At 74.1% G+C, this 14866-nt stretch carries 7 protein-coding genes and 1 pseudogene; 4 read left to right on the top strand and 4 right to left on the bottom strand.

What is annotated here, in order from left to right:
- Positions 1 to 144: 144 nt before the first annotated feature.
- Positions 145 to 660 carry a DinB family protein gene (locus tag NWP09_RS07210; protein WP_258274852.1) on the top strand — a complete coding sequence of 172 codons (516 nt, stop codon included), beginning with the start codon at positions 145 to 147 and terminating at the stop codon, positions 658 to 660.
- A gap of 178 nt (positions 661 to 838) precedes the next feature.
- Here the strand turns inward: NWP09_RS07210 and NWP09_RS07205 are convergent, their stop codons facing one another.
- Positions 839 to 4441: a bifunctional proline dehydrogenase/L-glutamate gamma-semialdehyde dehydrogenase gene (locus NWP09_RS07205; protein WP_258274851.1), complete on the bottom strand. Its 3603-nt coding sequence runs from the start codon at positions 4439 to 4441 to the stop codon at positions 839 to 841.
- 151 nt (positions 4442 to 4592) lie between these two features.
- Between NWP09_RS07205 and NWP09_RS07200 the strand changes: the two genes are divergently transcribed.
- Positions 4593 to 5483 (top strand): LysR substrate-binding domain-containing protein, encoded by an 891-nt coding sequence (locus tag NWP09_RS07200; protein WP_258274850.1) that lies wholly within the window; start codon positions 4593 to 4595, stop codon positions 5481 to 5483.
- A 30-nt stretch (positions 5484 to 5513) separates the two neighbouring features.
- Here the strand turns inward: NWP09_RS07200 and NWP09_RS07195 are convergent, their stop codons facing one another.
- Positions 5514 to 6731: an MFS transporter gene (locus NWP09_RS07195; RefSeq protein WP_258274849.1), complete on the bottom strand. Its 1218-nt coding sequence runs from the start codon at positions 6729 to 6731 to the stop codon at positions 5514 to 5516.
- A 47-nt stretch (positions 6732 to 6778) separates the two neighbouring features.
- Here NWP09_RS07195 and purU point away from each other — a divergent pair, with 47 nt between their 5' ends.
- Both purU and NWP09_RS07185 read left to right on the top strand, forming a co-directional pair.
- The gene (gene purU / locus NWP09_RS07190) at positions 6779 to 7630 is read left to right on the top strand and encodes a formyltetrahydrofolate deformylase (RefSeq protein ID WP_258274848.1); all 852 of its coding nucleotides are present in this window, start codon (positions 6779 to 6781) and stop codon (positions 7628 to 7630) included.
- Positions 7631 to 7742: 112 nt separating this feature from the next.
- Complete coding sequence (locus tag NWP09_RS07185) at positions 7743 to 11030, top strand: ExeM/NucH family extracellular endonuclease (RefSeq protein ID WP_258274847.1); 3288 nt, start codon at positions 7743 to 7745, stop codon at positions 11028 to 11030.
- Positions 11031 to 11101: 71 nt separating this feature from the next.
- Here the strand turns inward: NWP09_RS07185 and NWP09_RS07180 are convergent, their stop codons facing one another.
- A complete protein-coding gene (locus NWP09_RS07180; protein WP_258274846.1) occupies positions 11102 to 14494 on the bottom strand; it encodes an error-prone DNA polymerase in 3393 nt (1130 codons plus the stop codon).
- A 96-nt stretch (positions 14495 to 14590) separates the two neighbouring features.
- A pseudogene (locus NWP09_RS07175) lies at positions 14591 to 14866 on the bottom strand (DNA polymerase Y family protein); the annotation flags it as partial.

The following is a 14866-nucleotide window of genomic DNA, read 5'->3' as shown; positions in this document are numbered from 1 at the left end:
ACCCGAGATCTCGGGTCCCGCTGCCGGGCTGGGGTCCGTGTCGGGTCCCGCTGCCGGGCTGGGGTCCGTGTCGGGTCGCGGCGGCCGCGCGAGTCGGTGCTCGCGGATGCGCTGGCGGATGCCCGGGCGTGCTTGGATCGCCGCATGGACGACGGTGACCGCTCCCGCTCGCTGCTGCTCGGGGCGCTCGCGGCGCAGCGACGGCACGTGCTCGCGGCGATCGACGGGCTGAGCGACGCGCAGCTGCGCGCTGCCGTGCTGCCGTCGGGCTGGTCGCCCATCGGCCTCGTGCGGCACCTGACGCTCGGCGGCGAGCGCTACTGGTTCCACACGGTGATGGCGGGCGAGCCGCTCGACTACTGGCCCGCCGATCGGCCCGAGCTCGACGAGGGCCGGCCCGCCGACTGGCGCGTCGAGCCGCACGAGACGACGGATGCGGTGGTCACCGAGTACCGCGACGCCATCGCTCGCTCCGACGAGATCATCGCGGCGCTCCCCCTCGACGCGGCGCCGCGGCACCGCGAGCCCGACTGGCCGGCGACTCGCTTCGCCGACCTCGAGGCGGTGCTGCTGCACGTGATCCTCGACGCGGCGACGCACGCCGGGCACCTCGACGCGGCGCGCGAGCTCATCGACGGCCGCCAGCACCTCGTGCTCTGACGGGCGCTCGCCGCGCTCGGCGAGCCTTCGCCGCCGCTGTCCCCACCATCGCCACGCACCGACCCGGACCCGAGATCGGCAGGCGGGACCCGAGATCTCGGGTCCCGCTACCGATGTGGGGTCCGGGTCGGTGGTCGCCGCGCGCGAGGCTGCGCACCGGCGACCGCCGACCGGGCTGCTAGATGAGGTGATCCGTGAGGTGGTTCGGCGTGCCGAAGCGGTGCGCGGTGATCGCGATCGCCTGCTCGCGCAGGAACGGCAGCAGCTCGACGCGCCCGGCCTCCGTCACCGGGTGCGCGACGATCGCGAGGTCGGGGCGGCCCTCGACGGCCTCGGCGAGCGCGCGCACCCCATCGGCGACCGCCTCGTCGGGCGCCAGGTAGCGGATGCGCCCCTGCTCGAGGCGGCGTGCCGACGAGCGGAAGGCCGCGTCGTCCTCGACCGCCAGCGGGATGCCCGCCGCCGCGAGCGCCGCCCGGATCGCGGGCGCCGGCTCGACCGCGCTCGAGACGCGCACGTCCGCACCCGCCCGCAGCGCCGCGACGACCGCGCGAGCGAGCTGCGCGACGCGGCCGCCCTCGGCGAGCCGGATCGTGACGCCCGGCATCGGCAGGTGCCGCAGGATGTCGCGCTCCGCGGAGAGCCGCTGCACGTCGCGGGCGACGCCGAGCTCGGTCGCCCACACGTGCTGGTCGGAGCCGGCCGCGCGCCCGAGCGCCGCGGCCTCGTCGGCCGTGACCGACGCATCCGCCGCCTTCGCGAGCGACGCGACCGCGTCGACGATCGCCTGCACCGCGGGCAGCTCGACCGGCTCGAGCGAGCGCGCCTCGGCCGTGCGCCAGTCGACGAGCGGGAAGAGGTAGCTCGGGCCGCCCGCCTTCGTCGTCGGGCCCACGACCGAGCGCTTCCAGCCGCCGAACGGCTGCCGCTCGACGATCGCGCCCGTGATGCCGCGGTTGACGTAGAGGTTGCCCGCCTGCACGGTGTCGAGCCACAGCCCGATCTCGTCGGGGTCGAGCGAGTGGATGCCCGAGGTGAGCCCGTAGTCGACCTCGTTCACGAGCTCGATGGCCTCCTCGAGCGTCTCGACGCGCATGATGCCGAGGATCGGGCCGAAGTACTCGGTGCGGTGGTACTCGCTGCCGCGCTGCACGCCCGCGCGCAGGCCCGGGCTCCACAGCGCGCCGCTGTCGTCGAGCTGCTTCGGCTCGACGATCCACGACTCGCCGTCGCCGAGCGTCGTGAGCCCCTCGAGCAGCTTGCCCTCCGCGGGGGCGATGATCGGCCCCATCTGGCTCGTCGCATCCCACGGGTAGCCGACGTCGAGCGAGCGCACGCCGTCGACGATCTGGTTGTGCAGGCGCTTCGAGCGGCCCGCCTGGCCGACGAGGATCGCGAGCGACGCCGCCGAGCACTTCTGCCCCGCGTGCCCGAACGCGCTCGCGACGATGTCCTTCGCCGCGAGGTCGAAGTCGGCCGACGGGGTGACGATGATCGCGTTCTTGCCGCTCGTCTCGGCGAGCAGGCTGAGGTCGGGGCGGATGCGCCGGAAGGCCTGGGCGGTCTCGAACCCGCCGGTGAGGATCACGCGGTCGACGCGCGCGTCGCCGATCAGCCGGTCGCCGAGCGAGCGGTCGGCGAGCTGCACGAGGTGCAGCACCTCGCGCGGCACGCCCGCGGCCCACAGCGCGTCGACCATCATCGCGCCGGTGCGCGCGGTCGCGCGGGCGGGCTTGACGATGACGGATGCGCCGGAGGCGAGGGCAGCGAGCGTCGAGCCCGCGGGGATCGCGATCGGGAAGTTCCACGGCGGGGTCACCGCGATGAGCCGCGACGGCACCGCGACGGCGCCGTCGACCCGGTCGAGGTCGCGCGCCCGCTCGGCGTAGTAGTGCGCGAAGTCGACCGCCTCGGAGACCTCTGGGTCGGACTGGTCGAGGGTCTTGCCCGCCTCGGCCGCGGCGACCTCCATGAGCTGCGCGCGACGCGCCTCGAGCTCGCGGCCGGCGCGGTGGAGGATCTCGGCGCGCTCGTCGCCCGAGAGCGCGCGCCAGGCGGCGTTCGCCTCGATGGCGGCGTCGATCGTCGCGCCGAGCTGCGCGGCGTCGGCGATCGTCGCCTGCTCGACGAGGTCGAGCCCGAGCTGGGACGACCTCGCACGCTCGCGGATGCCCGCAGCCCACGCCTGGTTCGCCGGCAGCGACGGGTCGGAGTCGGGCGTGCTGCGGAAGCCGTCCTCGGGAGCGTCCACCGCATCCGCCGTCGTCACCGTCGAGCGGTCCTGCACCCGGTGCGTGGCGGGCGCGGGGGCCGCGAGCGCCGCGAGCGAGGCGAGGAAGCGGTCGCGCTCGCGCTCGAACAGGGCCTCGTCGCTCGCGAGCTCGAACACGGCCGACATGAAGTTCTCGCGGCTCGCGCCCTCCTCGAGGCGGCGGATGAGGTAGGCGATCGCGACGTCGAACTCGGCCGGGTGCACGACGGGCGTGTACAGCAGCAGGCCGCCGACGTCGCGGCGCACGACCTCGGCCTGGCCCTGCGCCATGCCGAGCAGCATCTCGAACTCGAGGCCGCGCTCGATGCCGCGCTGCTTCGACAGCAGCCACGCGAACGCGACGTCGAAGAGGTTGTGGCCCGCGACGCCGAGCTCGACGTTCGCGATGCGCTCGGGCGTGAGCGCCCACGCGAGCACGCGCTTGTAGTGGGTGTCGCTGTCCTGCTTCGTGTGCCAGGTCGCGAGCGGCCACCCGTGCAGCGACGCCTCGACGCGCTCCATCGGCAGGTTGGCGCCCTTCACGAGCCGCACCTTCACCGGGGCGCCCCCGCGGGCGACGCGCTCGGCGGCCCACGCCTGCAGGCGCTCCATCGCGGGCAGCGCGTCGGGCAGGTAGGCCTGCAGCACGATGCCGCCGCGGTACTGCTCGAGCCCCGGCTCCTCGAGGATCCGCGTGAAGACCGCCATGGTCATCTCGAGGTCCTTGTACTCCTCCATGTCGAGGTTGATGAAGGTGCCGGTCGCCGCGGCCCGGCGGTAGAGCGGCAGCAGGCGCTCGATGACGTGCTCGACGGCCGCGTCGAACGCCCACGGCTGGTGGGGGGCCGTCGTGGCCGAGACCTTGATCGAGACGTAGTCGACGTCGGGGCGCTCGATGAGCGCGAGCGTGCCGTCGAGGCGGCGCGCGGCCTCGCGGTCGCCGAGCACCGCCTCGCCGAGGAGGTTGACGTTGAGCCGGGCTCCGGTGTCGCGGATGCGCTTGATCGCGGCGCCGAGGCGGGCGTCGGTCGCGTCGATGATGAGGTGGCCGACCATCTCGCGCAGCACCCGGCGGGCGATCGGCACGACCACGTGCGGCGCGAGCGGCGCGACGCCGCCGCCGAGCCTGAGCGCCTGGCGCATGGGCCACGGGAGGAACGCGGGCGCGTCGCCGGCGATCTCGCGGAGCGTCTGGGCGGCGACGTGCACGTCCTCGGGCCGCACGACGCCGTCGACGAAGCGCACGGCGAACTCGAGCCCCTTCGGGTCGCGGAGCACACCCGCGAGCTGCTCGGCGCTCGCGTCGGCGGGGATGCGCTCGGCCGCCTCGAGCCACGTGCGCACCTGGGCGACGATCGCGGGGGCGAGTGCGGTGAGGCCTTCGAGCTCGGCGGGGTCGATGCCGCCCTGCGCGGCGTGCGGTGCGGGCTGCGCCTCGACGTGAGCGGCTCCCGCCGCGCGCTCGGCCCCCGGGTCGGTGATCTGCACGTCGGTCGTCCCGCTCGTGCCTGCGGTGGCTGCTGCGCCCATGCGGCGGCCCTCCTCCTGCCGCGCTCGCGGCTCACGTCCTCGTCGTGCGTGCGGTGGCACGCGGAGACAGTCTGCACCGCGGAACCCATCGCGTACAGTGACGGATCACGACGGATATCCGTCATCCGAAGCGAATGGTCCTGGGGGTCCCATGCTCGACGTCCGGCGCTTGCGCCTGCTGCGCGAGCTGCGCCTGCGCGGCACGATCGCCGCGGTCGCGGCGGCGCTCGCCTACGCGCCGAGCGCGGTCTCGCAGCAGCTCTCCGCCCTCGAGCGCGAGGTGGGCGTGCCGCTCACGCGGAAGCAGGGGCGGCGCCTCGCCCTCACCCCGCAGGGCGAGCTCCTCGCCCAGCACGCCGAGGGCATCCTGACGGGCCTCGAGGCCGCGGAGCGCGCGGTCGCCGCGTCGCTCGGCCGGCCCGTCGGCACCGTGCGCATCGCCGTGTTCCAGTCGGCGGCGCTGGGCCTCGTGCCGCGCATGCTGCGGATCCTCGCCGAGACGGCGCCGGAGGTGCGGGTCGAGATGGTGCAGCGCGAGCCCGAGACCGCGCTCTACGACACGTTCGTCGGCGACTTCGACCTCGTGGTCGCCGAGCAGTACCCGGGGCACGCGGCACCGCAGCACCCGGGGCTCGACCGGCAGCTGCTCATGACGGATGCGCTGCGGCTCGCGGTGCCGCCCGACGCCGCCGTCGACCGCCTCGCCGACGCGGCCGCGCTCGCATGGGTCATGGAGCCGATGGGGGCCGCCTCCCGCCACTTCGGCGAGCAGCAGTGCCGCGTCGCGGGCTTCGAGCCGGACGTGCGGTTCGCGACCGCCGACCTGCAGGCGCAGATGCGGCTCATCGAGGCCGGCCACGCGGTCGGCATCATGAACGACCTGACGTGGGCGGGCACCGAGGTCGGCTTCCGCTTCGTCGACCTGCCGGGCACGCCCCGGCGGGAGGTGTTCACCGCCGCGCGTGCCGCCTCCGACGGCAACCCGGCGATCGCGGCGGTGCGGGCCGCGCTGCAGGCGGCCGTGCCGACCGACCTGGGCTGACGGACGACGCCGAGCCGGACGCGCAGGGGCTCAGCGCCGACGCGCGAGCGCCCGGTCGATCGCGATGAGCACGAGGCTCACCGCGACGCCCGCGAAGAGCACCCACGGCAGTCCGCCCGCGCCGACGCGGTCGAACACGAGCGCCCCGACGACGGCGCCGGCGCCGATGCCCGAGTTGAACCCGGTCGTGTACCACGCCATCGCCGGCTGCAGGTAGCGGTCCTCGGACGCGTGGAGCACCCGCGTCTGCAGCAGCGGCGGCAGCGCGCCCATCGCGAGGCCCCACACGAGCACGGCCGCGAGCGTGAGCGGCAGCACCGTCGAGAGCGCGAGCACGACCATCGTCGCGAGCATGAGCACCATGCACAGCACGACGCCCGCGAGCGCGTGGCGGCCGAGCCACACCGCGATGAGCACGATCGCGAGCGCGCCCATCACGCCGTACGCGAGCAGCGCCGGGCTCAGCCACGGCTCGGGCAGGCCCGCGTGCTGCACGAGGTAGGGCGCGATGAACGTGTAGAACGCGTACTGGCCCGTCATCGCGAGCGTCGTCGAGAGCACGGCGATGACGACGCCGCGCACCGACTTGTCGGGATCGGCGACGGGCACCGCGATCGAGCCCGTCTCGGTGGTCGCGACGTCGGCGAGGTGGTCGACCGGCGGCAGCACGCGCCACACGGCGAACGCGGCGACGAGGCACGCGACGCCGAGCACCGCGAACGACGCGCGCCAGCCGACCGCCTGGCCGAGCAGGGTCGACAGCGGCAGCCCGAGCACGAACGCGAGCGAGCCGCCCGCGCTCGTGATCGCGACCGCGCGGCCGATCTGCTCCTTGGGCACGAGGTAGGCCGCGTACGCGCCGACGACCGTCCAGAACACGCCGTGGGCGAGGCCGCCGACGATGCGGGATGCGACGACCCACTCGTAGGTCGGCGCGAAGGCGCCCACGATCGTCGCGACCGCGAAGACCATGAGGACGCCGATGACGAGGCGGTGCCGCGGCACCCGGCGGGTCAGGCGGATGAGCGTGGTCGACGAGAGCACGACGGTGAAGGCGAACACCGACACGAGGAGGCCCACCGCGCTCTCGGAGACCCCGAGCTCGCGGCTCATGGGCAGGACGAGGCCCATGGGCAGCATCTCGATCGAGATGTTGACGAAGATCGCGAGCGCGAGCACGAGCAGCGCCGCGATCGGGAAGTGTCCGGCGGCCCGCTGCCCCTCGCCCGTCGCCGCCCGCTCGCTCACGACCGGCAAGCCTATTGCGGCCCGCTGCTCCTCGTAGGATCGATCGAGTGAGCGTGAACCACTGGGTGCTGTCGTTCGTGTGCGACGACCGGCCGGGCATCGTGCACGCCATCAGCGGCGCGATCGTCGACTGCGGCGGCAACATCACCGAGTCGCAGCAGTTCTCGTCGGGCGACACCGACCGCTTCTTCATGCGGCTGCAGGTCGAGGCGACGGCCGAGCGCAGCGAGTTCGAGGCCCGGCTCGCCCCGGTCGTGGAGCGCTACGGCATGCAGTGGCAGCTCGACGACGTCGGGCGCCCGCTCAAGACCCTCGTGCTCGTCTCGAAGGCCGCGCACTGCCTCAACGACATGCTCTTCCGGCAGCGCGCGGGCCAGCTCTCGGTCGACATCCCGCTCGTGATGTCGAACCACCCCGACCTCGGGTCGCTCGCGGCGTTCTACGGCGTGCCGTTCGAGCACGCGCCCGTCGTCGACGCCGAGTCGAAGGCCGCGTTCGAGCGGCGGATGCTCGAGGTCGTCGAGCGCGAGGGCGTCGAGCTCGTCGTGCTCGCCCGGTACATGCAGATCCTCTCCCCCGAGCTGTGCGCCGCCCTCGAGGGCCGGCTCATCAACATCCACCACTCGTTCCTCCCGGGCTTCAAGGGCGCGAACCCGTACCGGCAGGCGCACGCGCGCGGCGTCAAGCTCATCGGCGCCACCGCCCACTTCGTCACGAGCGACCTCGACGAGGGCCCGATCATCGAGCAGAACGTCGAGCGCGTCGACCACGCGCAGAGCCCCGCGCAGCTCGTCGCGATCGGGCAGGACGTCGAGTCGCGCACCCTCTCGCGCGCCGTGCAGTGGTTCGCGGAGGACCGGGTGCTGCTCGACGGGCAGCGCACCATCATCTTCCGCTGAGCGCTGGAGCTCAGCGCAGCGATCCGTCATCGGAAGTTCATCGAGAAGTGGTGCGCGCGTCGTACGCGACGGATAGGTTCAGGACCACCCTGCACCTCAACGGAGTGGATCCATGCGCGCACGCACCCTGCTCGGCACCGGAACGGTCGCCGCGCTCGCCCTCACGGGCCTCGTCGCCGCCCCGGCAAACGCCGCGGCGCAACCCGTCATCAACGAGTTCTCCGCCAGCACGACCGGCACCGACCTCGAGTTCATCGAGGTGCTCGCCGCGCCCGGCACGGATCTGAGCGGCTACTCGCTGCTCGAGATCGAGGGCGACGCGAGCTCCCCGCGCGGCACCGTCGACGGCGTCTGGGCCGTCCCGGCGCTCGACGCGAGCGGGCGCGGGCTGCTGAGCCTCGCGTCCGACTCGCTCGAGAACGGCACGGTGTCGCTGCTGCTCGTGCAGGGCACGATCGCCGCGGGCGCCGACATCGACGCCGACGACGACGGCGCGATCGACGCCGGCGTGCCGTTCACGCTCGTCGACGCGGTCGCGGTGCACGACGGAGGCGCGGGCGACGTCGCGTACGGCGGCACGGTCCTCGGCGTCGCCTACGACGGCCAGTCGTTCGCCCCGGGCGGCGCGAGCCGCATCCCGGACGGCACCGACACGGGCGCGACGGGCGACTGGGTGCGCAACGACTTCGACCTCGCGGGCATCGAGGGCCGCACCGGCTCCATCGCCGCGGGCGAGGCCTACAACACGCCGGGCGCCGCGAACGCCGCCTTCGAGGTCGAGGAGCCCCCGACCGGCACGACGTGCGAGTCGGCCGCGGTCGCGATCGGCGCGGTGCAGGGCTCTGGTGCCGCGACCCCGCTCGCCGGCCAGACCGTCACCGTGCGCGGCACGGTCGTCGGCGACTGGCAGGCGGGCGGCTTCGACGGCTTCCACCTGCAGGACGCCGGTGACGGCGACGCCGCCACGAGCGACGGCATCTTCGTCTACGCACCCGGCGCCGCGGAGGTCGCCGAGGGCGACCTCGTGACCGTCACGGGCACGGCGGGCGAGTACCAGGGCCAGACGCAGCTCTCGAACGCGAGCGTGCTCGACTGCGGCGATGGAGCGCTCCCGGCGCCGATCGCGCTCGAGCTCCCCATCGCCGACGAGGAGCGGTTCGAGGGGATGCTCGTGCAGCTCCCGCAGGCGCTGTCGATCCTCGAGTACTTCAACTACGGCCGCTACGGCGAGGTCGTCGTCGGCACCGAGCGGCAGATGCAGCCGACCGCGGTCGCGGCACCCGGCTCCCCCGAGGCGGCAGCGATCCGCGCGGCGAACGCCGAGAACCGGATCACGATCGACGACGCGCGCTCCGTGCAGAACGCCGACCCGGCCATCCACCCGGGCAACCTCGAGGAGTTCACGCTCGCGAACGACTTCCGGGGCGGCGACACGATCACCGGGATCACCGGCGTGCTCGAGTTCCGCAACAGCCTGTGGAAGCTGCAGCCGACCGCGCCCGGCACCTACACCGAGGTGAACCCGCGCACTCCGGCGCCCGAGATCGCGGGGGCCTCGCTCGAGGTGGCCTCGTTCAACGTGCTGAACTACTTCACGACCCTCGACAGCCGCGGCGCGGTCACGGCCGAGGAGTTCGAGCGGCAGGAGGCGAAGATCGTCGCCGCGATCGACGAGCTCGACTCCGCGATCGTCGGCCTGCTCGAGATCGAGAACAACGACGGCGCCGCCCTCGACACCCTGGTCGCCGCCCTCAACGAGGCGGCGGGCCCGAACGTCGACGGCACCGCCCACTGGGCGGGCATCGACACGGGCCGGCTCGGCACCGACGAGATCACGACCGCGCTCATCTACCAGCCGGCGCTCGTCGCCCCGGTCGGCGAGTTCGCCGTGCTCGACTCGAGCGTCGACCCGCGGTTCGACACCACGAAGAACCGGCCCGCGCTCGCGCAGTCGTTCCGCGACCTCGCGACCGACCGCGTCCTCACGGTCGCGGTGAACCACCTCAAGTCGAAGGGCTCCGCGTGCGAGGGCGACTCGGGCTCGCCGGAGCAGGGCAACTGCAACGCGGTGCGCACGCAGGCCGCCGCAGCGCTCGCCGACTGGCTCGAGGGCGACCCGACCGGTCAGGGCGCGGAGGGCTCGCTCATCATCGGCGACCTGAACGCCTACGACCACGAGGACCCGATCACGACGCTCGAGGCGGCCGGCTACACCGACCTGCTCGAGGAGTTCCAGGGCGAGGAGGCGTACACGTACGTCTTCGACGGCCAGCTCGGCTACCTCGACTACGGCCTCGCCGACGCCGGGCTCCTGCCCTTCGTCGCGGGCGCCGCGGCATGGCACGCGAACGCCGACGAGACGAGCCTCATCGACTACTCGATGCAGTTCAAGAAGGATGCGCAGGACGCCCTGTACGCACCGGACCCCTACCGCGCGAGCGACCACGACGCCGTCGTGATCGGCCTCGCGTGGGAGGCCGTCGTGCCCGAGCCCGCCGTGGTCGAGGACTACGCCGGCACCGATCGCTACGAGTCGAACGTCGCGGTCTCGCGGGCGCTCTTCGCGCCCGGGACCGACGTGATCATCGCGTCGGGCGCGGTCTTCGCCGACGCGCTGACCGCGGGCCCGGCGGCGGCGAGCGCCGGCGCGAGCCTGCTGCTGTCGCCGCAGGCGGCGCTGCTGCCGGTGACGCTCGACGAGCTCGAGCGCCTCCAGCCCGGCACCGTCACGATCGTCGGCGGCACGCCGTCGGTCTCGACCGCCGTCGTCGATCAGGTGATGGCTGCCGTGCCCGGCGCCGAGGTGTCGCGCATCGCGGGCAGCGACCGGTTCGAGACGGCCGCGCTCATCGCGGATCGCTACTTCGGCACGGCCGAGCACGCGTTCATCGCGAGCGGCGAGCACTTCGCCGACGCCGTCTCGGCGAGCGGCGTCGCCGCGGCGATGGGCGAGTCGCCCGTGCTGCTGACGCCGAACGACCGCACCAGCGCGTTCACGTCGGCCGCGCTCGAGAGCCTCGGCGCCACCGCCGCGACCGTGCTCGGCTCGAGCGCGACCATCTCGGACTTCACGGAGGCCCGCTACGAGACCGAGACCGGGCTCGACCTGACCCGCGTCGCCGGCACCGATCGCTACGCCACGAACGTGGCGCTCATCAGGGCGTTCATCACGCCGGTCGAGCGTCAGCCGATCGTGGTCGCCGCGGGCACCAACTTCCCCGACGCCCTCTCGGCGTCGGCGGTGGCCGGCGTGCACGGCGCGCCGGTGGTGCTCGTGCAGGGCACGTGCTCCTACCCGGTGACGAAGGGCCTCATCACGGCCTTCGACCCGGCGACGGTCTTCAACGTCGGCGGCGAGCCGACGCTGCGGCACGACGCTTGGCGCACCGACTGCTTCTGAGCGTCGCCGTGCGGTGACCCCGCGTCGCCGAGGGCCCCGGCCGAGTCTCGACTCGGCCGGGGCCCTCGGCGTCAGGAGAAGTCGCGCGAGCCGGGGCTCGGCACCTCGAAGCGGTCGAGCCGGTCGGCGAGCACCGCGATGACCCCCTCCGGAGTGCGCTGCAGCATGCCGCGCACGATGAGCGCGGGCGCGTGCCGCGCGGTCTGCCGCGAGTGCGCCCACAGGCCCTTCGAGATGATGACGTTCAGCATCCCGGTCTCGTCCTCGAGGTTCATGAACGTCACGCCCTGCGCGGTGCTCGGCCGCTGCCGGTGGGTCACGATGCCCGCCGTCTGCACCCGCCGCCCCGGCTCGGCGTGGGCGAGCCGCTCGATCGGCAGCACGCCGCGCCCGTCGAGCATCGCTCGCGCGTGCCGCACGGGGTGGTCGTCGGTCGTCACGCCCGTCGACCAGATGTCGAGCGCCACCTGCTCCTCGGCCGACAGCATCGGCAGCAGCGGCGGCTGCAGCACGAGCTGCGAGCCCTCGAGCTGGTCCTCGCGCTCGGTCGACGCGGGGCCGGCGAGCCACAGCCCCTCGCGGCGGCCGACGCCGAGCCCGTCGAGCGCGCCCGCGGTCGCGAGCGCCTCGAGCTCGCCCCGGTCGAGGTCGGCGCGACGTGCGAGGTCGTGGATGTCGCGCAGCGGCGCCGCCTGGCGCGCGGCGACGATCCGCTCGGCCGCGGCCTCCCCGATGCCGGCCACGCTCGAGAGCCCCATCCGCACGGCGAGCCCCGCGTCGCGCCGGTGGCGGCCCCGCGCCGCGAGCGACTCCGTCGCCGCGTGCGGCACGGGCGGCTGCTCGTGCTCGAGGCACGCGTCGAGGCCCGGGCGGCGCTCCCCGTGCTGTTCGAGGCTCGCGGCGGCGGCCGAGCGCACGACATCCGGCCGGAGCGTCTCGACCCCGTGCCGCAGCGCATCCCGCACGAGGGTCTGCGGCGACCAGAAGCCCATCGGCTGGCTGCGCAGCAGCCCGGCGAGGAACGCCGCCGGGTAGTGCAGCTTGAGCCACGACGACGCGTAGACGAGCTTCGCGAACGCGAGCGAGTGCGACTCGGCGAAGCCGAAGCCCGCGAACGCCTCGATCTTGCGGTAGATCGACTCAGCGGTCGCGTCGTCGACCCCGTTCGCCGCCATGCCCGCGAAGAGCTTCGCCTTGAGCGCCTCGATCCGCTCCCGCGAGCGCTTCGAGCCGATCGCGCGGCGCAGCTGGTCGGCCTCGGCGGCGTCGAAGCCGCCCACCGCGACCGACATCTGCATGAGCTGCTCCTGGAACAGCGGCACGCCGAGCGTCCGCTCGAGCACCGGCACGAGCAGCGGGTGCGGGTAGCTCACGGCCTCCTCGCCCGTGCGGCGGCGGATGTACGGATGCACCGCGCCGCCCTGGATGGGACCGGGCCGGATGAGCGCGATCTCGATGACGAGGTCGTAGAAGCAGCGGGGCTTGAGCCTCGGCAGGGTCGCCATCTGCGCGCGCGACTCGACCTGGAAGACGCCCACCGCATCCGCCTCGCACAGCATGTCGTAGACGCCGGCCTCCTCGGCCGGGATCGACGCGAGCGACCACGACTCGCCCGTGTGCTCGCGCGCGAGGTCGAGCGTGTGCGAGATCGCGCCGAGCATGCCGAGCCCGAGCAGGTCGAACTTGACGAGGCCCATCCACTCGCAGTCGTCCTTGTCCCACTGCAGCACGGTGCGGCCGGGCATGCGGGCCGGTTCGATCGGGCACACCGAGCCGACCGGCTCGTCGGTGAGCACCATGCCGCCGGAGTGGATGCCCAGGTGCCGCGGCGCGTGGAGGAACTCGGCGGCGAGGAGCGCGACGTCCTCGGGCATGTCGCCGTCGGGCCTCGAGTACGACTCGACCGACTTCGACCACGCGTTCTGCTGCCCGACGGCGTACCCGAGCGCCTTCGCGGCGTCGCGCACCGCCGACTTCGGGCGGTAGGTGATGACGTTCGCGACCTGCGCGGCGTTGCGGCGGCCGTAGCGCTCGTAGACGTGCTGGATGACCTCCTCGCGCCTGCCCGCGTCGAAGTCGATGTCGATGTCGGGCTCCTCCTCGCGCATCATCGAGATGAAGCGCTCGAACGGCAGCCGGTAACGGATCGGGTCGACGGCCGTGATGCCGAGGATGAAGCACACCGCGCTCGCGACGGCGCTGCCGCGGCCCTGGCAGAGGATGCCGCGCGAGTGGGCGAACTCGGCGATCTCGAACACGATGAGGAAGTAGCCGGCGAAGCCCTTCTGGTCGATCAGGCCGAGCTCGTGCTCGAGCCGGGCGGCGACCTCGGGGCTCGGGGCGCCGTCGGCGCCGGTGCGGTAGACGCGCGGCAGCCGCTCGGCGACGAGCGCGCGCAGCCAGCTCATCGGGGTGTGCCCCTCGGGCACCGGCACGCGCGGCAGGCGGGGGGATGCGGCACGCAGGTCGAAGGCGAGCTCGCGTCCGAGCGCGGCGGCGGTGTCGACCGCGCCCGGGAACGCCCGGAAGCGGCGCGCCATCACGCTGCCCGAGCGCAGCGACGGCACCCCGCCTGCGGGCAGCCACGCGTCGAGCTCGTCGATCGAGCGGCGCGCGCGCACCGCCGCGACCGCGTCGCCCAGCTGCTGCTGCGCGGGGCTCGCGATGTGGGCGTTCGTCGTCGCGATCACGGGCAGCCGGCGCGCCTCGGCGAGCGCGGCGAGCGCCCGGTTGCGCTCGAAGTCGCGCGGGTCGCCGATGTCGCTCAGCTCGACCGCGACGCGGTCGCGGCCGAAGAGCGACGCGAGCCGGTCGAGCTCGCGGCCCGCCGCATCCGCCCCCTCGGGCCCGCCGTCGCCGAGCGCCTGCCGCACCGCGCCCTTGCGGCAGCCCGACAGGATCATCCACTCGCCCGCGGCCGTCGCGGCGAGCTGCTCGAGGTCGAACACCGGGCGCCCCTTCTCGCCCGGCCGGCCCAGCCCGTCGGTCGCGAGGTAGCCGTCGGTGAGCGCGGTCGCGAGCGCCGTGTAGCCGGCCGGGCCGGTCGCGAGCGCGACGAGGTGGCTGCCGTCGGGATCCGGCACCCCGTTCTGCGGCGCCTCGAGCCCGATCGAGAACTCGGTGCCGAACACGGTCGGCAGGCTCGCCTCGGCAGCGGCCTCGGCGAAGCGCACGGCCCCGTAGAGGCCGTCGTGGTCGACGAGCGCGAGCGCCTCAAGGCCGAGCCTGCGCGCCTCGTTGACGAGCTCGGCCGGGCTCGCGGCGCCGTCGAGGAACGAGTAGTGGGAGTGCGCGTGCAGCTCGGCGTAGGGGGTCACCGCCCCGGGCTCGGGCACGCGGATGCGCGGTCGGCGCTCCTCGTCGAGCTCGCGCGCGTGCTGGGTCGCCTTCCCGGCGCTCACGTCGCGGTCGCTCAGGATGCCCTCGAGCTCCCACCACGGCATCCTCGGGTTGTTCCAGCCCATCGCTCACCTCCTCCCCGCTCCGGTCATCTCAACCGGGTGGGTGGTCGGCGGCGGCGATAATCGGCTCGGCGTACCACTGGCCCGGTTGAGAGGGCTTCAGGCATAGCGGCCCTCCGCGAGCCAGCTGCCGTCGGCGTGCAGCAGCACCCACGCCTCGCCCTCGCCGTCGAGGATCTGCACGCGGTGCACGACGTCGCCGAGCTCCCGGCGCCGGATCGGCCACGGCCCCGCCCACGCGACGACGCGGCGGCGGGCGGATGCGGGGGGCGAGAAGACGGCGGGGCTGCCCTGCCGCTCGTCGAGCGCCGCGGCGTCGACCGAGGCGCCCGCCGCGTCGAGCAGCCGCACCGGCAGCGGCGGCCGGAACACGAC

Source organism: Agrococcus sp. HG114 (assembly GCF_024723325.1).
Lineage (GTDB): Bacteria > Actinomycetota > Actinomycetes > Actinomycetales > Microbacteriaceae > Agrococcus.
The sequence above is the reverse complement of the archived record's forward strand: the minus strand, read 5'-3'. Positions and strand labels throughout refer to the sequence as shown.

Bases quoted from the DNA above. Each gene is read 5' to 3' on its own strand.
- NWP09_RS07185 (WP_258274847.1), top strand. From the start codon at position 7,743: ATGCGCGCACGCACCCTGCTCGGCACCGGAACGGTCGCCGCGCTCGCC.
- NWP09_RS07205 (WP_258274851.1), bottom strand. From the start codon at position 4,441: ATGGGCGCAGCAGCCACCGCAGGCACGAGCGGGACGACCGACGTGCAG.
- NWP09_RS07180 (WP_258274846.1), bottom strand. From the start codon at position 14,494: ATGGGCTGGAACAACCCGAGGATGCCGTGGTGGGAGCTCGAGGGCATC.
- NWP09_RS07200 (WP_258274850.1), top strand. From the start codon at position 4,593: ATGCTCGACGTCCGGCGCTTGCGCCTGCTGCGCGAGCTGCGCCTGCGC.
- NWP09_RS07210 (WP_258274852.1), top strand. From the start codon at position 145: ATGGACGACGGTGACCGCTCCCGCTCGCTGCTGCTCGGGGCGCTCGCG.